At 39.3% G+C, this 23027-nt stretch carries 14 protein-coding genes; 3 read left to right on the top strand and 11 right to left on the bottom strand.

Translation table 11 applies throughout. The features are described 5' to 3' along the window. Position 1: 1 nt before the first annotated feature. Positions 2–1657: a 30S ribosomal protein S1 gene (locus tag WCX87_RS04415; RefSeq protein WP_345980835.1), complete on the bottom strand. Its 1656-nt coding sequence runs from the start codon at positions 1655–1657 to the stop codon at positions 2–4. A gap of 244 nt (positions 1658–1901) precedes the next feature. On the opposite strand from WCX87_RS04415, the gene pgm reads away from it, so the two are divergent. Genes pgm through WCX87_RS04400 form a run of 3 tightly spaced genes read left to right on the top strand, consistent with a single transcriptional unit; the run spans position 1902 to position 7048 of the window. Then, the gene (gene pgm / locus WCX87_RS04410) at positions 1902–3503 is read left to right on the top strand and encodes a phosphoglucomutase (alpha-D-glucose-1,6-bisphosphate-dependent) (RefSeq protein WP_345980834.1); all 1602 of its coding nucleotides are present in this window, start codon (positions 1902–1904) and stop codon (positions 3501–3503) included. Between the two features lie 60 nt (positions 3504–3563). Beyond that, complete coding sequence (locus WCX87_RS04405) at positions 3564–4370, top strand: hypothetical protein (protein ID WP_345980833.1); 807 nt, start codon at positions 3564–3566, stop codon at positions 4368–4370. Beyond that, entirely contained in the window at positions 4367–7048 is a 2682-nt protein-coding gene (locus WCX87_RS04400; protein ID WP_345980832.1) for a cation-transporting P-type ATPase, read from the top strand. Before WCX87_RS04405 ends, WCX87_RS04400 begins: the two co-directional genes overlap by 4 nt. Positions 7049–7050: 2 nt before the next feature. Here WCX87_RS04400 and glgB read toward each other — a convergent pair whose 3' ends face one another. From glgB to glgP, 10 genes are read right to left on the bottom strand one after another with little or no spacing between them, the layout of a single operon-like run. After that, positions 7051–8967, bottom strand: a complete 1917-nt coding sequence (gene glgB / locus WCX87_RS04395; RefSeq protein WP_345980831.1) for a 1,4-alpha-glucan branching protein GlgB — start codon at positions 8965–8967, stop codon at positions 7051–7053. After that, entirely contained in the window at positions 8964–10445 is a 1482-nt protein-coding gene (gene glgA / locus WCX87_RS04390) for a glycogen synthase GlgA (RefSeq protein WP_345980830.1), read from the bottom strand. The genes glgB and glgA overlap by 4 nt, the downstream gene beginning before the upstream one ends. Then, positions 10442–11281 (bottom strand): ROK family protein, encoded by an 840-nt coding sequence (locus WCX87_RS04385; protein WP_345980829.1) that lies wholly within the window; start codon positions 11279–11281, stop codon positions 10442–10444. Before WCX87_RS04385 ends, glgA begins: the two co-directional genes overlap by 4 nt. Continuing rightward, positions 11278–12669 carry a glycogen/starch synthase gene (locus WCX87_RS04380; RefSeq protein WP_345980828.1) on the bottom strand — a complete coding sequence of 464 codons (1392 nt, stop codon included), beginning with the start codon at positions 12667–12669 and terminating at the stop codon, positions 11278–11280. Before WCX87_RS04380 ends, WCX87_RS04385 begins: the two co-directional genes overlap by 4 nt. 4 nt (positions 12670–12673) lie before the next feature. Then, positions 12674–13687, bottom strand: a complete 1014-nt coding sequence (locus WCX87_RS04375; RefSeq protein WP_345980827.1) for a galactose-1-phosphate uridylyltransferase — start codon at positions 13685–13687, stop codon at positions 12674–12676. After that, on the bottom strand, positions 13680–15710 hold the full coding sequence (locus WCX87_RS04370) for an alpha-amylase/4-alpha-glucanotransferase domain-containing protein (protein WP_345980826.1): 2031 nt from the start codon (positions 15708–15710) through the stop codon (positions 13680–13682). The genes WCX87_RS04375 and WCX87_RS04370 overlap by 8 nt, the downstream gene beginning before the upstream one ends. An 8-nt stretch (positions 15711–15718) precedes the next feature. Then, complete coding sequence (locus tag WCX87_RS04365) at positions 15719–17740, bottom strand: glycoside hydrolase family 57 protein (RefSeq protein ID WP_345980825.1); 2022 nt, start codon at positions 17738–17740, stop codon at positions 15719–15721. A gap of 10 nt (positions 17741–17750) precedes the next feature. Beyond that, positions 17751–20255 (bottom strand): sugar phosphate nucleotidyltransferase, encoded by a 2505-nt coding sequence (locus WCX87_RS04360; protein ID WP_345980824.1) that lies wholly within the window; start codon positions 20253–20255, stop codon positions 17751–17753. Positions 20256–20268: 13 nt separating this feature from the next. After that, on the bottom strand, positions 20269–21228 hold the full coding sequence (locus WCX87_RS04355) for a 6-phosphofructokinase (protein WP_345980823.1): 960 nt from the start codon (positions 21226–21228) through the stop codon (positions 20269–20271). Further along, on the bottom strand, positions 21228–22901 hold the full coding sequence (gene glgP, locus WCX87_RS04350; protein WP_345980822.1) for an alpha-glucan family phosphorylase: 1674 nt from the start codon (positions 22899–22901) through the stop codon (positions 21228–21230). Before glgP ends, WCX87_RS04355 begins: the two co-directional genes overlap by 1 nt. Positions 22902–23027: the final 126 nt, after the last annotated feature.

Below are 23027 nucleotides of genomic sequence, written 5' to 3'. Positions count from 1 at the left end.
TTTATTGTAGTTGATCTTTTATTAAATCACCTAAAGAGTGAGACTCATTGTCATTAATCTCATTCATTAACTCTTGATTTTTAATATAATCCAGTTTTTTAACTGATAAACGAATACGGTCACGGCGAGTATCTATTGCAGCGATTGCAGCTTCGATATCTGAACCGATCTCTAGTTCCTCTTTTACTAAAGGAGACAGATCTTCATCACGGATAAGTGCATCGATACCGTCTTCAAGTTGAACAAAGATACCGAAATCTTTTATATCACGGATCTTACCGCGCACAACTTGGTTTACTTTATGAGTCGTAGCAAATTTATCGATCGGGCTTTCTTGTAAAGCTTTAGAGTTTAAAGAGATCTTTTGATCCTCTTTATTGATCTTCGCTATTTTTACTTTCACTTCGTCACCGACTTTTAGAACATCTTTACATTTAACGTTCTTTTCCCAGCTAGCATCTTGGTTATGAAGTAGACCTTCAACACCACCGATACGAACGAATGCACCGAAATCAGTTAATGATGTAACAGTACCGTCTACAACATCACCTTCGTGAAAGTTTTTAACGAACTCATCAAAAGGTTTTGGTAAAAGACGTTTTAATGATACACGTAGTTTATGAGTCTTAGGGTTGATCTCAATAACTTCAACATCTATCTCTTGACCGACAGTTAAATAATCTGCAGGGTTTTTAACGTTTTTGTCCCAAGTAATCTCAGAAATGTGTAGGAAACCTTCGATATCGTTTCCAAGGTCAACAAATACACCGTAAGCTTCTACATTACTTACAGTTACCGTGATTGTATCGCCTTCATCCAACTCATCTTCAACTTCTGCCCATGGATCCGGTTGAACCGCTTTGATAGAAAGTGAAAGGTGACGTTTATCTTTATCGTAAGATATAGCTTTAACTGTTACTACATCGCCCTCTTTATAAAGTTTAGACGGGTTAACAGGACCTTTATAAGAGATCTCGTTGTAGTGTACTAGACCGTCAACACCACCAACATCTACGAACATACCGTAGCTAGTGATCTTTTTGATAGTACCTTCAACGATAACATCTTCTTGCATCAATGCATCGATGATCTCTTTTTTACGCTTACGCTCTTCGTTAAACAGTTTACGACGTGAAACAACAATAGTGTTCTCAGCATCATCGATCTTAACGACTTGAGCTTTTATTTTACGTCCTACAACATCTTCATTATCTTTGAATGCTGCTAGTGAACGAGGCATAAAGAATGACACATCATCTGCTTCAACAACGTAACCACCACGGTTTTTCTTAGTAATAGTACCTTCTATTATTAAGTCCTCGAAGTTTTCTTTATTTGCTTCGATGAAGTCTAGAGTTTTCTTCTGCTCAAGTACCTTTTTATAAGATATCTTTGGACGCTCATTGTAGTGACCAGTCACCATAACAGTGATCTTATCACCTACTTTAAACGCAAGTTCTCCGTTTTCATCACGTAATTCATCTAAACTTAGAATACCTTCTAATTTATCGCCTACGCCTACTAAAGCTCTGTTATCTTCTGCTTGTATCTCTACGATTTCGCCTTCAGTTATACGATTTGACTCTTGCTCCTTTAGCGAAGCTTCAAACATCTCAGCAAAATTTTCTTCTTCTAATGGTTCGTTATCGATTGCCATACACATTTCCCTTGTTACATAAATAAAATTGTGTGATTATAACGAAAAAACTGTTACATATACATTAATTTCATAATTTACTAGGCAAAAAATCATTTCATACAGGTCGAACCATAAAAACTTTAGTACAATTTCAATGAAAACAATTCATCTATTTAAAAACTGTCTTATCGATGTAAATGCCGACATACAAACTAAAAAAATAAATAAAAATCTGAGTATAATTTAACAGGAGAGAGAAAATATGTCATTAAATCAACTAGCCGGAAAAAAAGCACCTAAAGAAATTTTAGTAAATATTGAAGATCTGATCAATTCATATTATATGAAAAAACCTGACTTATCAAAACAGGAAAGTATGGTCTCATTTGGAACTTCAGGTCACAGAGGTACAGCTTTTAACGGAAGTTTTAACGAAGATCATATCTTAGCCATCACTCAGGCAGTCGTTGAGTACAGAAAAGATAAAGTGAGTGGCGCCTTGTTTATAGGGATGGATACGCACGGACTTTCTACTCCTGCACACAAAACTGCTTTAGAGGTACTCGCTGCCAACAAAATCACCACCTACTACAGCTTAAAGTACACGCCTACACCGGTCATATCAAATGCCATTCTCACTCATGAAAATACAGACGGTATCGTCGTCACCCCTTCACATAACCCACCTGAAGACGGAGGGTTCAAGTATAACTCTACTAACGGCGGTCCAGCTGCTGAAGATGCGACATCATGGATAGAAAACAGAGCCAACGAGATATTAAAAAACGGTCTTAGAGATGTAAAACGCATCCCGTATGAGGAGGCCCTAAGATCTGAATACCTGATCGAATATGATTTTATCACGCCTTATGTAGAAGCTCTCAAAGACGTGATCGATATGGATGCAATTAAATGCTCAGGCATAAAGATAGGTGCAGACGCGCTTGGCGGTTCGGGTATGGACTATTACAACGCGATCAAAAAGCATTACGGGCTGGATATGACTGTCCTAAACGACACTCCCGACTTTACCTTCTCATTTATGCACTGTGATAAAGACGGCAAAATACGTATGGACTGTTCAAGTCCCTATGCGATGGCAGGTCTTATAGAGCTCAAAGACAAGTATGACATCGCCTTTGGAAACGACACGGACTTCGACAGACACGGCATCGTCACAAAAAGCAAAGGGCTTTTAAATCCAAACCACTACCTTGCCGTCGCCATAGACTATCTGGCAAAACAAAGAGACTTTAAAGGACTAGGCGTAGGCAAGACACTTGTAAGCAGTTCAATGATAGACAGAGTCTGTGTGGACAACGGGATTAAAGTGTTTGAAACGCCGGTCGGTTTTAAATGGTTTGTCGAGCCTATGATAAACAAAGAGATATTCTTTGGCGGTGAAGAGAGTGCAGGAGCAAGTTTTCTTAGAAAAGATCAAGGACTCTGGAGCACGGATAAAGACGGCATTATCATGACACTTTTAAGTGCAGAGATACTGGCAAAGACCGGAATTGATCCCGGAGAGTATTATGAGAATCTGACAAAAAAATTCGGTAGTCCGGTCTATGCAAGGATAGACGCACCCGCAAACTTCGAACAAAAAAAGATACTTAAAAACTTATCGCCGGATGATATCAAAACGACTACACTGGCAGGCGAGAAGATCGAAAAGATACTCACAGTCGCAGATAACGGAGCAAAAATAGGCGGGCTAAAGGTAGTCGCGAAAAACGGATGGTTTGCCATCAGACCGTCGGGTACTGAAGATGTATATAAGATATATGCGGAGAGTTTTATAGATGAAGTCCATCTAAAAAGTATTCAAAAAGAGGCACAAGATATCGTAAATTCATTGTTTTAGTCTTTGTGGACACTGATTATGTAGCTGCTGCCAAATTAAATTTACACTTAGGGGTTTAATATGAGAGTTATTAGTCTGATAAACGGATCTTTGATCTCGGAGAATTCATCCGTTTACGCTTTAAACTATGCAAAAAAACTCGGTGCTACATTGGATCTCGTCCATATTAAAGGGACTGATTCTTTAAATGAAGTAAGAGAAAGTGTTGAAGATATAAGTGCTATAGCTGCGTCTTTAGATGTTGAGAACGAATTTATCATGTTTGATAACTTTAAAGAGTTCAAGACATATATACAAGAGAAAGATATCGATATAATATTTTGTTCCACCAGACAAAACCACTCTATCTTCGACAAATCATTTGTTCAAGTCCTCATAAGAGCCCAAATGGCAGTAGACCTGGCTGTCGTCAAGATAGTAAAACTTTCGATGCAGCACAGCGTAGATAAAATAGTCATGCCTATAAGAAGTTCCAAACTCTCCGTCAAAAAATTCTCATTTTTCACCACATTTGCACTTGCATATGATGCAAAAGCAGAGATATACTCGATCGATAAAGTATCCAAAGGCAAGATGGCAACTATCGATGTTCAGCAAGAAAGGAACAGGCTTAAAGAGATCATCTTCAATCTTAGACACTATCTTAGAATCGAAAAACTGCTGGATTATAAGTTCTCCATAAAGCATGAATACGCTTTAGCCGAAGGCGACAGAGTAAAAGCTCATATAGCAAATCACGGATATGACCTGGCAATAGTGGGCGGGCATCATGACAGAAGTTTTTTCGGGCAGCACCCCATCGATATCCTGTTTAAAAATCCTATGTTAAACATCATATATTTTATCCCCTACAAGGATGAACTATGAGGGCTTATGAGTTAAGCGCCGATAGATTATTAAAAGAGTTCCGAACAACCGGCAACGGACTGGCACTTAGTGATATAAAAAAAAGACAGGCCGACTTTGGAAAAAATATAATCGAAAGGAAAAAAGAGAAAAACTACTATAAAGAGTATTTTAAACAGTACATAGAGTTTTTTCCTATCCTGCTTGAAATCGCAGGAGTCCTGGCTTTTATAGCCGAGTACTATCAGCCGGATCAGGGAAACGATATCTTGGGATACGCCATCTTTGGAGCTGTTATTATCAATGCGACTTTCACGTTTTGGCAGAACTTCAAAGCCGATAAAGCGATGGAAGCTCTTTTAAAACTCATGCCGACCATCATAAAAGTCAAACGCGAAGGAAAAGTTTTAGAAGTCGATGCAGGTGAGCTAGTTCCCGGAGACATCATCATCCTTGAAGAGGGTGATAAGATAGCCGCTGACGGTGTTTTACTTGAGTCGAACGAACTTTACATCAATACCTCTTCTCTTAACGGCGAATCAAAACCGAGTAAAAGAGAGCTTACATGTAAGGATGCAAAACGTGAGATAGATGCTAAAAACATGGTCTTTGCAGGAACAAGCGTTGTTAACGGGAGCGGAGAAGCCGTGGTCGTAGCTACAAGTATGGCTACGGAATTCGGAAAGATCGCAACTCTTACAAGCAATATCGAAAAAGGGCTGACTCCTCTTGAAAAAGAGATAATCAATATGACCAAGATACTGACCGTACTGGCACTTATAGCAGGAGTCGTGTTTTTTCTTCTTGGATACTTTTCGGGTAAAGGGATACTTATCGCTGCCATCTTCGCACTCTCGCTTATCGTCGCCAATGTGCCTGAAGGCCTGCTGCCGACTATCACTTTATCACTTTCTCTTGCCTCACAAAGGATGGCAAAAAAAAATGCACTTATAAAAAACCTTGCTTCTGTTCAGACTCTTGGAAGTGTCACAACGATATGTACGGACAAGACGGGGACTCTCACAAAAAACGAGATGACCTTAAAGGAGATCTATCTCACCAGCGGAGAAAAAGTATCTATCAGCGGAGACGGGTATGAGATCAAGGGCGAGTTTACAATAAATAACAAAAATGACAATTCAGACAGATATATAAAGAGACTCTTACAAGCCGGGCTATTTAACTCAAGAGCAAGCATCGAAGATGACAAGATAATCGGTGATCCGACTGAACTCGCCATTGTAGCAGCAGCTAAAAAATATGATCTAAAAGAGGATTTTGAAAAGATAAAAGAGAACCCTTTTAGCTCTGAAAGAAAGATGATGTCTACCTTTGGAAAAATTGAGGGCAAAGAGATTTTACTCGTAAAAGGTGCTCCGGAGGTGATCTTTACAAAAGCAACACATTATCAAGACACAGATGAGATCAAAAAGTTAGACGACGATGCAAGAAAGGCTATCCAAAAAGAGCTTGAAGATTTTGAAGACAGAGCATATAGAGTCCTGGCGATCGCCATAAGTGATAGGGATGAAGAGGAGGATCTGACACTTATTGGCCTTGTCGCCATAATGGATATTGCAAGACCTGAAGTCAAAGATGCACTTGCTAAGTGCTATAGTGCAGGCATCAGGACTATTATGATCACCGGAGACAATGCCAATACGGCAGCGGCTATCGGCAGACAGATAGGACTTCAGTATGACGGTGTCATCACAGGCGATAAAGTAGCGCAGATGAGCACTGAAGAGCTTCAAGAGCTGCTGGAAGAGAAGACTCTTATCTTTGCAAGAATGGCAAGTAATCAAAAACTAAAGATCGCTGATGCTCTGCAAAAAAACGGTGAAGTCGTAGCGATGACGGGAGACGGAGTCAATGACTCCCCTTCACTGAAAAAAGCGGACATTGGCATCGCTATGGGAAGCGGTACCGACGTGGCAAAAGAGTCAAGCGACATGATACTTCTTGATGACAACTTCAACTCCATCGTCTCGGCGATCGAAGAGGGAAGAACCGTATACTTCAATATCAAAAAGTTTGTGACCTATATACTCTCATCAAACGTACCAGAGATCGTGCCCTACATCCTCTCCTTCTTTTTAAAGATACCAAACCCGCTCTCAGTTATCCAGATCCTCTCTATCGACCTTGGTTCAGATATGCTACCGGGTCTTGCTCTTGGAAGCGAGAAGCCTGAAAAGAACATCATGAAAAGACCGCCTGTTGGCAAGGATGAAAAGATCCTCGACTGGGAAGTCTTTAAACGGGGATATTTCTTTATAGGTATCATCGAAGCAAGTGCGGCGATGTTTGCCTTTATGAGCTTTCTTTTCTCTCACGGATGGCAGTATGGAGATGTAAACTTAAGCGATCCAGTCTTTCACGCTCAAGCGATGACTATGACACTTTTAGGAGCTGTGACCAGCCAGCTGGCAAATGTATGGACGATGAGAAGCTGGGATTTTAATATCTGGACGATCAGTTGGAAGTCAAACAAAACACTACTATTCGCATGGGGCGCCGTTTTAGTGTGGATATATATGCTCTTAAACGTGGAAGCGGTTCAAAAAGTGTTTAATACGGCCCATGTGCCGACAACAGATCTATGGATACTGCTTCCATTTCCCGTCTTGATACTGATCTCCCACGAGACATATAAGTATCTTAGACTTAAAAAAATGCAGTATCTCAATATCGACTGAGACTATTTTGCCTTTTGCAGATAGACGACGCTCAGAGGCGGAAGTGTCACCTGAAGGCTATTTTTCCTTCCATGGCATATCTTTGTCTCTGATGTCATAGATTTAGCGTTTACTCTTCCCTCACCGCCAAAAGACTCATCATCAGAGTTAAAGACCTCTATATATTCGCCCTTATTCGGAACTCCGATCCTGTAGCTTGTGTGCTCTTTGTCTGAAAAATTACAGATAATAAGAAGAGACTTGACACCCCTGCCGCCCTTACGAACAAAGGAGATCACATTTGCCGTATAATCATTTTCGTCTATCCACTCAAAACCGCTGCTTTGCACATCGTTTTTATGCAGTGCCGGCAGATCTATATAAAGTCTGTTAAGTGTCTTTAAAATATTATTTATGCCTCTGTGCTCTTTATACTCTAGTAGATGCCAGTCAAGACTCTGCTGGAAATTCCATTCTGCAAACTGTGCAAACTCTGCACCCATAAAGAGCAGTTTTTTACCGGGATGAGCGAACATCAACGCATAAAGCGCTCTAAGGTTTGCAAACTTTTTATCGTTGCTTCCGGGCATTTTATTAATGAGCGAACCCTTCATATGAACGACCTCATCATGGCTCAAAGGAAGAAGATAGTTTTCGTTGTACATGTAAACAAAACTAAATGTCAGATGATGATGGTGATGCTGTCTAAAAAGCGGATCTATCTTCATATATTTCAAGATATCGTGCATCCAGCCCATGTTCCATTTATATCCGAATCCAAGTCCGCCGACATCTACGGGTCTGCTTACCATCGAGTAGTTTGTAGACTCTTCGGCAAACATCATGATGTCATTAAATGCACCGTAAGTAGTAGTATTGAGCTGTTTTAAGAAAGTGACGGCACCACGGTTTATATTACTGCCATCCTCGTTTGGCACCCATTCACCCTCTTTTCTTGCATAATCAAGATACAGCATAGATGCAACGGCATCGACTCTGATACCGTCAAGATGATAAAACTCAAGCCAAAACATTGCTGAACTGATTAAAAAAGCGCGTACTTCGTTTCTGTCATAGTTAAAAATAGCACTGCCCCACTCGGGATGGAACCCTTTTCTCGGGTCTTCATGTTCGTAAAGGCAGGTCCCGTCAAAGTTCATAAGACCATGCCCGTCGGTCACAAAATGCGACGGAACCCAGTCCAGGATCACTCCAATACCGTTATTGTGCATGATATCCACAAAGGCCATAAACTCATCAGGCGTACCGTAACGTGATGTCGGCGCAAAATATCCCGTAACCTGATATCCCCATGAACCTTCAAATGGATACTCCGTGATCGGAAGTAATTCTACATGCGTAAAGTTCATCTCTTTTAGATAGACCGCCAGTTCATTCGCAGCTTCTATGTATGTCAAAAAGCGGTTGTTTTCCTCCACTTTTCTCTTCCACGAACCAAGATGCATCTCATAGATCGAGATCGCTGCGGTGTGAGAGTTATTTTTATGGCGTGATCTCATCCACTGTTTATCATCCCACTTATAACCGTCCAAACTCCAGATACGCGATGCCGAACTAGGAGCTACTTCTGCATAAAAAGCGTATGGATCGGCTTTTTGAGTACTGCCCGTATGTGATGATATATGATATTTATACGTCAGTCCCTGTTCTATATCTGTTATAAACCCTTCCCATATACCAGAACCGTCTTCTCGCAGTTTCAATGGATGAGAGAGTGCATCATAATAGTTAAAATCTCCGATAACACTAACGCCGTTTGCGTTTGGAGCCCAGACTGCGAAGTAGACACCTTTCACACCATCTCTTTGCATAAAATGGGAACCAAAATGATTATAAAGTTTTACATGTGTACCCTCTTTGAACAGGTAGATATCAAACTCCGTAAAAAGTGTTACGTCATAAAAGATCTCATGCTTCATAGTATCGGCTTTGGTGTATTGTGTCTGTTTAGGATGTATTGGTAAACGGCTTCATAACTCTTTGCCGAATCATCCCAGCTAAAATGTTCTTTCATCGCGCGCTCCTGCATATCTTTAAATGCTGCTTTATCTTTGTAGTATATTTCAACTGCCCACAACACCGTATAGTAAAGTGCCTCGGGAGCCGCATCGTAAAACTTAAATCCGTTTCCGTGCTGATGATGTTCGTCAAAGTTTACTATCGTATCGTCAAGTCCGCCCGTCGCACGCACGATCGGCAGCGTCCCGTAACGAAGACTGTATATCTGGTTCAACCCGCACGGCTCGAAGAGTGAAGGCATCAAAAACATATCGCACCCTGCTTCTATCTTGTGTGCCAGTCCGTCGCTGTATCCTACATGTAAGCCGAAATTCGGACGGTGATAGGCAACATTTCCAAAAAAGCCGTCTGCCCACTTCTCTCCCGCTCCAAGCATCACGATCTGAACATCCATATCTAAAAGACCGTTTATAACGGTTGCTATCAGCCCGATCCCCTTTTGCTCCACAAAACGTCCGACAAAACCTATAAGAGGTACATTCTCCCGCACTTCAAGATTGAAATGTCTTTGAATATCTCTCTTACACTCCAGTTTTCCTGACATATCATCGATGTCGTATTTTTTAGCGATCAGATTATCTACAGAAGGGTTCCATTCATCGTAATCCACCCCGTTAAGGATTCCAAAAAGCTTATCACTATGTGCTCCTATGTGGTCTTGCAGTCCAAACCCGAACTCCGGTGTTTGGATCTCCTGCGCATATTTTTTTGAGACCGTCGTAACGGCATCTGCATGCATAATACCGCCTTTTAAAAGATTTACGCTGTTCATACTTTCAAACTCATGAGAGTTGTAATGATCCCAGCCGACCTCCATTACATCCATGATGTTTTTATGGAAATTGCCTTGGTGCTGCAAGTTATGAATAGTAAGTACAGACTTCGCAAAAGCAAAATCATGGACGAATCTTGTCTTCATCAAGAGAGGGATCGCTGCGGTATGCCAATCATTTGCATGAATGATATCAGGCGTAAAATGCAGCATCTTACAAAGCTGTAAAGCCGCTTTTGAGAAAAATATAAAACGGTTCGCATTGTCTTCAAATGAACCTTCATGGTCATCATAAAGTCCACTTCTTCCAAAATATCTCTCATAATCTATAAAATATACCGGCACTTCACTTTGAGCTAAAGTAGTCGTATAAACTCCTGCCCAAAGCTCTCCCATTGCGCCCATAGGTACACCCAAAGGAGCTTCAAGTTTAGTGAGCTGGCTTTTGTCTATCTGATAGTACCTCGGCATGACGACTATGATGTCGTGACCAAGTTTTTTTATCGCCTTCGGAAGAGCACCCGCCACGTCTGCAAGCCCGCCTGTCTTTGCAAATCCGACTACTTCTGAAGCTGCAAACAGAACCTTTAACTTCTCTTGACTCATCTACAATCCTTTAGTAATAATGCACCTCTTAAGGGCGCATTTTGCATCTGTGTTTGTACTATCTTAACACCCTGAAGAGTTATAGGCATAGCAAAATCCTTCACTCTTGAAGTGATTCTCTGTATAAGTTCTTCATCTGCGGATATGATTCCCCCGCCAAGGACAAGTATCTCGGGAGTAAACAGAGTTATGACCGTTCCTACTGCATGTACTAAAGCTGTCTCAAACTCATCGTAAAGCTTTTTTTCAACTGCGTTTTTACTCTCTTGTAACTCGGTAAGTCTTTTGGAACTGTCGATTGAATTATACTCCTTAAACTTCATAACCCCGGAGCCTGATGCAAAAAGCTCCAAACAGTTGCTTTTACCGCATCCGCATCGAAACGGTGCATCTTTATATGGGATATGTCCTATCTCTGTGGTAACGCCGTTATGACCGCAGATCAACTTTGATGAACTGACGACCCCGAGACCTAATCCCGTCCCCACATATAAAGCACAGATATTTTCACAATTAAAATGCTCTGCTTCTGCCAGTACTGCACAATTAAGGTCATTTTCTATAAACAATTCCACACCGAACTTATCTTCAAAGTAGTTTTTTATGTCATGATTATCTACATTTTGGTTCGGAGCAGAGATGATCACTCCCTCTTTTACCTGTCCCGCATAAGCGATATAGACAGTTTTTATGCCGTGATACTCATTTAAGATCGTCTCGATCCAGTTAGACAGACCGATATCGGCACTCTTTACACAGAGTGTTTGTACCGACTGATCATTATCTAATATCTCTGCACGGTAATTAGTCCCGCCCGCATCAATGGCTAGATTCATACCAGACTCTTATAGAGTTTTAGATATTCTAAAGCACTTGGCGTAAATGAGAAGTCGCATCCCATATTAAACTCCATTGTCGCCTGAAACTTTTCATTCTCTTTTTTTAGTTTTAAGGCTCTGTCAATAGCTAAGAGAAACTCTTTTTTAGTATATTTTTTAAAGACTATACCACCGCCGCATTTCATATCATCTTCATGAACACTGTCTTTTAAACCACCTATGGCATGGACTATCGGAATAGTCCCGTAACGCATCGCTATCATCTGATTTAACCCACATGGCTCGAACTTAGAAGGCATGAGTAGAAAGTCTGCAGCCGCATAGACCTGATGAGAAAGCTTTTCATCGTAGCCTTCAAAAAACTCAAAGTTATCGTACTCTTTTGCAAACAGTGCCAGTTTTTTGGAAAACTCTGCACTCCCCTCTCCAAGTATATAAAAATTTATTTTCTTAGCCAGTAAAAGCTTTAATGAATCCATCAGCAGATCGATCCCTTTTTGCTCGACAAGCCTTGCTATCATTACGATAAGAGGACGTCTCGGGTCCTTTAACGTTGCAGTTTTTATAAATTCGACCTTATTCTTATACTTGTTTTCAAGCGTGTTTTTATCATACTCAAAAGCTAATGCTTTATCATCTGCAGGATTAAAGATCTTGTCATTGATGCCGTTTAAGATACCGCTTAACTTATCTTTGTGATATGATAAAAAACCTTCCAATCCGCATCCAAATTCCTTAGTCAATATCTCTTTTGCATAGGTTGGACTCACTGTTGTTATTCGGTCGCTGTAAGCTATGCCGGCTTTTAAAAAGTTCACCTTGTCGTAAAACTCCAGACTTTCCATAGTAAAATATTTTTTATCGATGCCGAGTCTTTCAAGCGAGTTTTTGCCAAAGATACCCTGATAGGCTAGATTATGGATCGTGAAGACCGTTTTTATCTTTAATCCGCGTTCTTTTATCAAAAGTGCACACAAAGCCGTATGCCAATCGTTGAGATGCAGGATATCTATCTTCAATACCGATGAAAGCTCTACAACAGCCATACAAAATATCCCAAAACGCAGATCATTGTTCGGGTAATCTCCCTCTTTATCGCAATAAAGACTCTGTGTAGCACTAAGCAGAGGAGCTTCTATAAAACAGGTCTTTAACGTATCACTCTCTTTTGCATAAAGATTGATCTTATAATCGATTCCTCCGAAACTTATCTTATATGATCTTTCATACTCTAGCCCATCTTTATCCATAAAACCGTATAAAGGCATGACTCTGGCAATATCGACAGAGTCTTTTAAGATATTTGGAAGAGCATCAGCAACATCGGCCAATCCTCCGCTTTTGGCATATGGGAATATTTCACTAGAAGCAAAAAGGACTTTCATCAGATCAATCTCCCCGCAAAAGCTTGGCACAGTCTTCCGGGACTACACTGTTGATCGCCATGCCTGTAGATATCTCAAATCCGCCCAACGTATAGATCCTCGGTGTAATGCGAAGACTAAAGCGGTAGTTCTTGTCAAAACTGCTTACATACGGTTCGTTTTCAAAGTTTTTGTTTAAAGGTGCCATATCGAATGAAAGATTATAGTCAAATCTGCCAAGCTGGATATTTAACTTTTCAAATACGATTTTAATGAGTACTGCCAGATCGGTTATCTCTTTTCTACTGCATCTGCTTAATCCGGATATATTGACTATTGGAGCTATCATCACTTCAAAAGGGTATGCACTTGCAAACGGACAGAATGCTATAAAATTACCTATCTTACTGACTATCCTTTTTTTGGCGATCATCTCGTTATGGATGATATCTTCAAGTATTCCGCGTCCGTGACGGCGATAATATGTCATATTACGGTCTAAGAACACGAGTTCACTTTTTGGCATGATCGGAAGAGCCAGTATCTGAGTATGCGGATGGTCCTGTGTCGCACCGGCATTTAGACCGAAATTTTTAAATATGCTCAGGTGTATCAGTCTTTTGTCATTTCTAAGGTCTTCTATCCGGATTATCATGCTTCTCAGCCAGTTTTCAACATCAATAGCTTCAAGCTGAACGATATCGCAATCATGGCAAGGTGTATCTATAAGTATCTCATGCGCTCCTACTCCCGGGATCGATTCAAACATCCCGTCTCTTTTAGAGACATCTTCTAACTCTATCTGAACGGCTTTATAAAGATTTGGGACTACTCTTGTCTTCCAAGATGGCATATTGGGTTCATTGTCTCTGATAGCAAAGACCTCAGAGGGTGTCAGATCTTCATTGCCCTCACAAAACGGACATATCGCACTTGAACTTTTTTTACTGTCCGTATGGCGTAAGTTTGGTCGATAAAGCCGCTCTGGAGCTATCAATACATATTTATTATGAATTCTATCTAATCTTATTTCAGACATCAGATAACTCCAGATCGACTTTGAATTTGAACTTTGAATAAAAAGGCAGCGTCAATATAAATGATATCTCCTGAGCCATCTTATCAAAACCTGTCTCACTTTTTGAGATAGTATTTAAGATATATCCGAAAATATTGCATTTTTGATTCATCTTTAATGTTAACACTTTCTTTGTAAAATCATCGACAATGACAAGTTCATCGCAATTATACTGAGTAAAACCATTATGTAAAGTTTTACCGTTAAATGTGACTCTATTTGGATGAGCAAAATGGAAATTATACTCCTGCGCATAAAAAAGTCTTTCTTCATACTCACTGTTACATTTGACATCCAAACTGATCGAATTTGTCTTAAACCCATACTCTTTTTTCAGTTTTGTCTCATAACACCAGTCCAGATATATCCCGCCTGTTCTGCTGAAACTATTTTTGTTTTTATTCAAAGTAAAAGGCTGGTTTGCAAAATCTGCAACATCTTTAAACGTAAGACCTTTAAAACTCTCAAGTGTTAATTCATCACGGCAGAAATGATCGATAAACGAATATTTCGGATGCCAGTCATATATCAGTTCATCTTTTAATGATTCATCTATTTCCAGATCATCATTGTGGATTGTACTGATACCGTCTTGATGCTTATCTGTATTATTTAGATCAGTATGGTGGAACAACTTTTCATGATAACTCTCTTTTCTACGCATCATAGTGTTCTGCCAGTTAAAAAAAGTATCAAACGAACCGAATTCCATCATCTGTCCGCCAAATTTTGTCGAAAAAACTGCACTAAGGTTTTTTGTTACGACTTTAAACTCATCATATCCATCTTTATCGATATCCGATACTTCAATAAAGATATCTTTCTTCTCTCTTGAAGCTTCAAGTTCTAAAAGATATCTGTACGCGTTATCACGAAGATTTGGAAGGTATATACCGCCGAATATTCCGTGCCAGAACACATCGTTTGTCTGAAGTTTGTATAGAGACTCCAATGCTTTTTTCGGCAATGTATCTTGGTTCTTGCTAAAGTAGAGCATCCTTTTATGCAGGTAATTACTTTCTCTGTATTTTATAAAAAAGTTTTTCCATATCCCGCCTTTTATAAAAGAGACTCCGATATCATTGAAGTAATGTTCACCGACACTCTGTTTTAACTCCTCTAATGCCAATGCTTGTTTACTCTTAAGACTCCATTCTCCCATCTCAAAATAGGAGGTATTGTTTAAGTAAGCTATGCCGAGAGGACGATTTTCTTTCATATATGTCCCGTAATGCTGTGTGACGATATTTTCATCTGCTAAAACAGCTTCTACAAACTGTTGCAGCCAATGTTTTTTATAAACCCATTCATGTGTCTTTGGCCACAGACCGAACTTTTCGGCATCATCAAATACGACCGCAGCAGAATTCTCACTCACAGCAGATGATAAAATAAAATCGATCGCACTTTGAACGCTAAAAAAAGGCAGAGCATATCTAAGAGACTTTGATATCGGGAAAAGATTGACCTCTTTTGCACTCTCTTCCGTCGTATAATAACCGTCAAGTGAAGAGGTATCAAATCCGCTGCTTAAAAAATGATAGTCATCCACTACGACATACTTGATTCCGCACTCTGCAAGATCCGGGACTAACGCGGACTCCCACACTCTCTCCGTGAGCCAAAGTCCTTTTGGGCTTACTTTAAAATATTTTTTTATATATCTGTTTAACTTCTCTATCTGCGATATACGGTCTTGTGAGGGGATAGAACTTAAAACAGGTTCATAGTATCCTGCACTCAGCCACTCTATGGAGCCTTTTTTTGTCAAATACTGCATATTCTCAAATATATCCATGTGTTTGGTTCTGATCTCTTCAAGCAGCCACCCGCTGCAATGCAGAGCAAATTTAAACTCAGGAAACTTCACCATCGTCTCAAAAAACGGCTTATAACAAAGTTTTATCGCATTCTCTACAGAGTCACCAAAATTATCGACCGGCTGATGCATATGGATACCAAATAGCAGTGAAACTTTCTTCATCTTAATTCCTAAACAAACCAGTTATGGCTATAGTCATTGCCAAGATCTATCTTAAGTTCGCCAAACCCGGGTAATGTCTGAACAACGTTACCGTCTTTTTCCAGTTCAAATCTGACATGGATCTCATCTTTGCCCATTTTACTCTTATCTATACTGATCTCGAGCTGGTCTTTACATGCTACGTTGACTTCCAAGTCACCTAGAAAGACTTTTTGCGTTTGAAATCCCACTTTGCCCCGCACATTGATAGGATCGATAATAATCTCTATCGAATCACTGCCGCACAGTTCTTTTATCCGTGCTTCAAATGCAAAATAAAGCTTCTCATCATCTTGTCCGTAAAGTATTTTTTTTATCGGACCTCTTTGTTTGTCCATCGTCGAAAAGAGTTTACTTTCATCTACGACACCGCATCCTATCCATTCAAAAAATGAATCATGTTTTCCGTTGATCTCGGGAGATATATCCGATTGCGGTTTAAGCCAAAAACTTTTTGTACTTTTATTTTTAATAATAGGGATAAAAAGATCTGATGGAGGCGTGATATTTATCAGGTTATAAATATTTATCAGGTGTGAACGGAAAAGTTCATCGAACTCTGCTCCAAACTCGCTAAAATGGTCATCTCCGTACCACCAGAACCAATCAGAACACTCAGCGATCAAAAAGTGTTCTATGATCTTTTCATTAGTCTCCTGATCAAGAGAGTCTTTATGGTGTTCATAATCTCTTTTTGTAAGATAGATAAGCTCCCACGCCCTTGTCTTTTCTCTATGTCCTACCCAGGTATTAAACTCACCGTGTATCCAGCTTCCGGGTGCTAAACGTGCTAATTTTCTTGCCGGAGTCTTACAGCTTTCAGCCATAGTGACAGTCTGACACCAAGAGAGACTTTTCAGCTTTTCATAAAGAGAGTTAAAAAAGTTAAAACCATTTTTCTTAAAGAACTCCCAAGCATTTTCACCGTCTAAGATAACAAATACCGTGGCTTCCGGGTTGCTGTTGTGTATCTTATCCAGCTCTTTTATAAAGCTTGATGACGCTTCATACGAGTCTGCATGCCTATATGTAAAACCGATCAGATCACTTAAGTTATGATCACGAAAACCGATACAGACATCGTTATATGAATATGGAAAATAGATATCGGCTCTGTTGTTTGAGTTTAATGATTTAAACAGTATCTCCTCATCCGTAGCTATCCACTTGACTCCGCATGATTTTAAAAGCTCGACACTTTTTTCATCGACAGCTCCCTCTGCCGGCCAAAAACACTCAGGGATAAAGCCGAAAGTCTCATGAAAAAGTTCTTTTGCTCTTTCTACCTGCATCAGTGCATCATCTTCTAACTTTATATACTCTTTTGGCATATTTGTAGAAGGGTTTGCAATACGCGCATTTTCCATATCCATAAGCAAAGGCAGGATCGGATGGTTTAGAGGTGTCGTAGATATCATAATGACACCCTCGTTCCTTAACTTCAAGTAATAATCAAAGATCCCTGATATAAATTTGGATAATTCGTCTAGAAGTAAAAACTTATCTTCAGCACTATAATCTCTTTGCTTTTTGATCAGATCTATAACGACGCTACTGTTTTCTTGAAGATAGACACCGCACCAAGAAAGGATAAATAGTACCTCTAGTTCTATAAGTTCATTGTTATTGAAATGCTCTTGAATATAAAGTTCTTTGTATCTCGGAAACAGAACTACCATCGTCTCGTAATTTGAACTTTTACAGATCTTAATGACCCAGTTTCTATCTTCTTCATCTAGATATGACGGATTTTCTGACCACAATGCTAAAAACTTATCATGTTCTTGAGGATGTTGATAATAAAGTTTTAACTGCTGCATCAATGGCGGAGTAATGTTAAATGTAGCTTTGAGCCCATCATGCTGAGCCAGCATCCACGGCATGTCATAATAATCTTTTATAGCATGTAAAAAGACCCAAGGCATCTGCATGACACCGCTGCTGTCACGGTAATCTGGCTGATGCATATGCCACATAAAGCTAAGTTTCAATGTACTGTCCTTATTTAGCAGACCATTCGGTCATTTTTGCACTGTATCTTTCGTAGAGTGCGTTTCCGGCTTTTTCATCTATCGCTTGAATATAGATGTTCAAATATTCACTATACTGATCAGGTATCATCAATATCCAGTTGGTATCATTTTCCCAGATTTTCACACCGTCTACCAATGATGACTTTTTACCTTTTGCATCTTCCAGGAACATTCTCATCATCTTCCCTTTTAGAGATTGCGGACAATCTACTTTAAAAGTTTTATAATAAAAATCATCTATCATTTTTGACACCGCTGATAGTTTAATATTATTATAGCTTAGTAACTCCATTATCTTTAAACTTGCATACATGGCATCTCTGGTATAGCTGAACTCTTTAAAGCTAAAGTTACCGTCGACCGTTGCAATAAGATCATATTTTTTAAGCTGTTCAGCTTTAAAGTCGGAATATTTTCCGCGCTCGATTATAAGATTCTCAAAATAGATGATATCCGGCGCCCAGCTAGGTAAGAAGACTGTTTTTTTCTTATTCTCTTTGAGATCCATATTTAACAGATATAACACGCTGTAAAGTGCATTTATCTTATTTAAGACCTCTCCGTTATCAGCTATTAATGTGATCCTTTGTACATTTGGATAGATCATGACACCCATATCATAGTCCAGACTTTTAACGATCTTTGATATATCTTCTTCTGAACGTTTTCGCAGTGCCCGCATATTTGAAAGTTTTTGTTCATCATAATAAGCGTTTAATACGATATTTTCTATACCGAGGTCATTGAGTATTCCGGGAAACATCTCCGCAGTACTACCGTGCATAAGATCGACTGCAACACGAAAATTACTGTATTTGATACTTGAGTGGTCTAAAGTTCTTTCTATCGCATATTTATAACTTGTACACTCAGTTTTATAATGCGTTTCATATATCTTTCCAATTTTTGAATACTCGACTCTGCGAAATTTTTCAGTAAAAAACAGTTTTTCAATAGCTTTTGCCGCGTTAGAATCTAAACGTATAGCTTCATCATTGAAAAACGTTATCTCTGAGTTTCTGGTATCGATAATAGACCGCTTAAAGTGAGCTCCGGCGACCAGATCATTATCATTTGCCAATGTAAATCTTAAAACAGACTGCGGAGCACTTTTAATATCCTGTACGTTTATACCCGCAGATAATAATCCGCCTAGAAAAGCACGTTTGAGCATACGGGAACTTCTGTCATCATCTCTTCCCACTACCACTTTTGAACCGATTGGAAGCTGTGCAGCAAAAGCTTCAGCCAGTTTTGTCACCATTTCACATGAAAGTTCGACATTACTCGTCCCAAATACGGTTCCATTTTCAAAGATCGAGTTTTTATATCTGCTTCCCAAGATGATGTTATGACTGACAATGGATGCAGGTTCTATCTTTTTATCGGGCCAGATGATGACATCCTGTTCAATGGATGTCAACTCACCGACCTCACAACCTTCAGCCAGGATCAATCCTGCTTTCACTGTAACGTTTTTACCGATTATATTGTTGTTACAGATAATACAGTTATCAAGTTTTGCATGTTTATCGATCTCTATATTATTCCAAAACACACAGTTTCTGACCTTGCTCAATGCTCCGATCGTGACATTATCGCCTATGACGACATTACTGAGTTTCACACCTTTTTTTAGAGTAACATTATCACCTAAAACAACTGTACCTATGATCTCTACCGTCGGATCTAGATCATACCTGGATGCTGTATATAACGTACCGTCAGGATACTCTTTTTTATACCCGGATATATCAAATTTTATTCGACAGTTCAATATATCTTCATACACTTCTCTATAGCTTTCAGGATTTCCTACGTCTCGCCAATACCCGCTAAGGTTGTAGCCCATTAAATCTATCTCTTTTTGCATTAAAGAGGGAAAAAGGTCTTTTGCAAAATCGAAATTTTCATTTTCAGGGATATAATTTAAAATCTCCGGTTCTATAACATATATACCCGTATTTATAGTATCGCTGAATACTTCACCCCAGCTCGGTTTTTCCAAAAATTTCTCGATCACATTATCTTCATTAGCAATGACCACACCGAATTGCAAAGGGTTTTCTACAGAAGTAAGTCCGATGGAGAGTTTTGATTTTTTAGCTGCATGAAAATCAAACAGTTTTTGAAAATCAAAATCTGTCACAAGATCTCCGCTTATGACAATAAAGTTCTCATCACCGATATACTCTTGTGCAAGCTTAACTGCACCGGCAGTCCCGTAATCATCCTCCGGGACTACATATGTGATCTTTATACCGAGGTCACTGCCGTCTTTAAAATACTCTTTAATAATATCCGGCTTAAAATACAAAAGCACAATAAACTCTTTTATACCCAGATCCTTTAGCATCATCATCGTATGTTCCATCATAGGTTTGTTCATGATAGGTAACATAGGTTTGGGAATAGAGTGTGTCAGTGGTTGGATTCTTGTACCGAATCCACCTGCCATTACTACTGCTTTCATATAGAGTGCTCCTTTAATCGAGATAATTAATTGAATTTAAAAGATGTTCAGGAAGCTGGTATTTGTTTGAAACGACTTCCTCAATTTCCATAAAATCGAACTTTCCGCTGTTATATACGACTACTTTATTTGAATCACTGTGTTCTAAGAGATAATCTATTGCACGAATTGTAAAATCAAATGCCATCATCCTGTCATGTACGCTCGGATTGCCTCCTCTTTGAATATGTCCCAATATACTCACTCTGGTCTCTAAGTTAAATGTTTCTTGGATCCAGCTATGGACTTCAGATGTTTGTTTTGCTCCTTCTGAGATTATTGCCAAGATATAGTTTCTGCCATCTTTTATCTCTTGAATCAACCTGTTTTGCAGTGCCTCTTTTTTAAATTCGATCTCGGGAATAACACAGATCTCCGCTCCGCTTACTATCGCTGAAGCAATTGCAAGATACCCGCAATCTCTACCCATCACCTCTACTAAGAATGCTCTGTTAAAAGATGATGCGGTATCTCTGATCTTATCAAGTGCATCGCGTATCACGTTTAAAGCAGTATCTACACCCAAGCAGTACTCTGTCCCGTATATATCGTTATCGATGGTTGAAGGGACACCTACGAAGTTGATATCAAACTCTGAACTGAGCTTCTGCATCGCTCTAAATGTCCCGTCTCCGCCTAACACGACAAGACCCTTTATCCCTAATGCTTTTAGATTCTCATACGCCTGTTTTCTATATTCATATTCAAAAAATCTTTTCGAGCGTGATGAGCGGATAATAGTCCCGCCAAAGTGGACTATTCCCGCGACATCTTTATGTGTCGCTTTTTTGATTTTATTATCGATAAGTCCGTCTAATCCATCATAGATAAGATATGCATCCTCACCTTTTTTATACGTATAATCAACAAATTTTTTAATAGCCGGATTCATACCGGGCGCATCGCCGCCTGAACATATTATTGCAAATGCCATTATTTTGGTTCCTCTATATCGCTGGAATATTTATAATCATACAACAACTCATAGTAATCTCTTGCCAATCTTGTAGAATCAAATTCTATATCTATCTCCGTCATAGCATTTTTCATAATCTTGATCCATTTTTTAGGTTTATTATAATAGATCGGAACGACAACCTCTTCTAAAATATCCATCAAGTTTTTGTTGTCTGTCGTATCCTGTTCTGTCACGCTTAGATTATGATCGACTTCAGGTATTGTAAAAGCATTTCTGCGGTCTCTTGCAAATTCAGGGTGCCATCCATCATTTATAGAAAAGTGGATAGAACCGTTCATACTAGCGGACATCCCACTTGTCCCGCATGCTTCTCTCGTGATTCTAGGAGTGTTGAGCCAGATATCGCTTCCCTGTTTTAAGAGTCTGGATAATGAGAGTTCATAATCGATCAACACGGCAATATTTGGATGTCTGTGTCCGATATATATCAGTTCATTAAAGATATCTATTGCACCGTGGTCTGTAGGATATGGTTTTCCTGCCCAAATGATCTGAACAGGCATCTCTGTATTTTCAATGAACTTTATAAATCTGTTAAGATCATGCTTTAGAAGTCCCGGTCTCTTATATTCGGCGAATCTTCTTGCCCAGACAATGGTCAATATCTCAGGATCGAACATCTTTCCTGTCTGATCTGCCACTTCGTCAAAAAGTAGTTTCTTCAAGTGTTTTTTTCTTGCGACCAGCTCATAATCTTCATGCTCATCAAGTGCACGTAAAAGTGTCTTATCTGCCCAGTACTTTTTATTTTGAGCATTCGTAATTGAGATGATCTCACATTTATCTTCAACATTTGACCACATCTCGTTAGAGACTCTTTGATGGATCTTAGAAACAGCATTGGCTCTTTTTGATGCTCTTAGTGCACCGACGGTCAAACTAAAATTATCGTCTTTTTGATGGCCGCTTATAGAACGGACAGTATCTAGATCCAATCCGCTGAAAAAGCCCATCTCATCTAAAAAATGTAAATTATGGACTTCGTTTCCCGCAGCTTCTGGAGTATGTGTAGTAAACACGATCTGTTCTCTTAGGACTTGTATATCTTTATAGCGGTTGTATAGTTCATATACTAGCGGCAGCGAATGTCCCTCGTTCATATGATAGATATCGACACTTCTGTTAATAGCTTCTAAGACTCTTACTCCACCCACACCCAAGACAATCTCCTGCGCAACACGGGTTCTTTCATTTTCTTCATAGAGTTTATGCGTGATCGTACGGGAAAGATAATCATTTTCATCCGTGTCGGTTGATAGCAGGATGATAGGAGCGGTACCAAAAACATCAGGATGCAGTAAAAAAGCCTTTACGACCACATCTTTGTTCTGGACTTTTACACTGACTTTTACATTGAGATCTTCTAAAAAGTAGTAAAATTTTCTCGTATATTGCGGTTTTAATGTACGATCTTCATTTCGGACCTGATCATAATAACCAAAACTCCATAAAATGCCGACTCCGACGATATTTTGTTTCAGATCATACGCACTTCTCATATGAGAACCGGATAGAAATCCCAAACCGCCTGAATATATTTTAAGAGCTTGATCGATTGCAAATTCCATTGAGAAATAAGCTACACTTGTACTGAATTTTTTATTGATGTCGTAAGAGTGAAGTTTCATAATCTACCTTCATTTATTTACTAAATCCGTTTAAAACTTTTTTGTAATCTTTAAATGCAGTCAATTATATATCTATTTTCTTAATATGCAAAAAATTTTACTATTTGTTTTACATCGAATTTATGT

Source organism: Sulfurimonas sp. HSL3-2, from assembly GCF_039645965.1.
Taxonomy (GTDB): domain Bacteria; phylum Campylobacterota; class Campylobacteria; order Campylobacterales; family Sulfurimonadaceae; genus Hydrocurvibacter; species Hydrocurvibacter mobilis.
The sequence above is the reverse complement of the archived record's forward strand: the minus strand, read 5'-3'. Positions and strand labels throughout refer to the sequence as shown.

Excerpts from the sequence above, each read along its gene's own strand:
- WCX87_RS04415 (WP_345980835.1), bottom strand. The coding sequence starts at position 1,657 with ATGGCAATCGATAACGAACCATTAGAAGAAGAAAATTTTGCTGAGATG.
- pgm (WP_345980834.1), top strand. The coding sequence starts at position 1,902 with ATGTCATTAAATCAACTAGCCGGAAAAAAAGCACCTAAAGAAATTTTA.
- WCX87_RS04405 (WP_345980833.1), top strand. The coding sequence starts at position 3,564 with ATGAGAGTTATTAGTCTGATAAACGGATCTTTGATCTCGGAGAATTCA.
- WCX87_RS04400 (WP_345980832.1), top strand. The coding sequence starts at position 4,367 with ATGAGGGCTTATGAGTTAAGCGCCGATAGATTATTAAAAGAGTTCCGA.
- glgB (WP_345980831.1), bottom strand. The coding sequence starts at position 8,967 with ATGAAGCATGAGATCTTTTATGACGTAACACTTTTTACGGAGTTTGAT.
- glgA (WP_345980830.1), bottom strand. The coding sequence starts at position 10,445 with ATGAGTCAAGAGAAGTTAAAGGTTCTGTTTGCAGCTTCAGAAGTAGTC.
- WCX87_RS04385 (WP_345980829.1), bottom strand. The coding sequence starts at position 11,281 with ATGAATCTAGCCATTGATGCGGGCGGGACTAATTACCGTGCAGAGATA.
- WCX87_RS04380 (WP_345980828.1), bottom strand. The coding sequence starts at position 12,669 with ATGAAAGTCCTTTTTGCTTCTAGTGAAATATTCCCATATGCCAAAAGC.
- WCX87_RS04375 (WP_345980827.1), bottom strand. The coding sequence starts at position 13,687 with ATGTCTGAAATAAGATTAGATAGAATTCATAATAAATATGTATTGATA.
- WCX87_RS04370 (WP_345980826.1), bottom strand. The coding sequence starts at position 15,710 with ATGAAGAAAGTTTCACTGCTATTTGGTATCCATATGCATCAGCCGGTC.
- WCX87_RS04360 (WP_345980824.1), bottom strand. The coding sequence starts at position 20,255 with ATGAAAGCAGTAGTAATGGCAGGTGGATTCGGTACAAGAATCCAACCA.
- WCX87_RS04355 (WP_345980823.1), bottom strand. The coding sequence starts at position 21,228 with ATGGCATTTGCAATAATATGTTCAGGCGGCGATGCGCCCGGTATGAAT.
- glgP (WP_345980822.1), bottom strand. The coding sequence starts at position 22,901 with ATGAAACTTCACTCTTACGACATCAATAAAAAATTCAGTACAAGTGTA.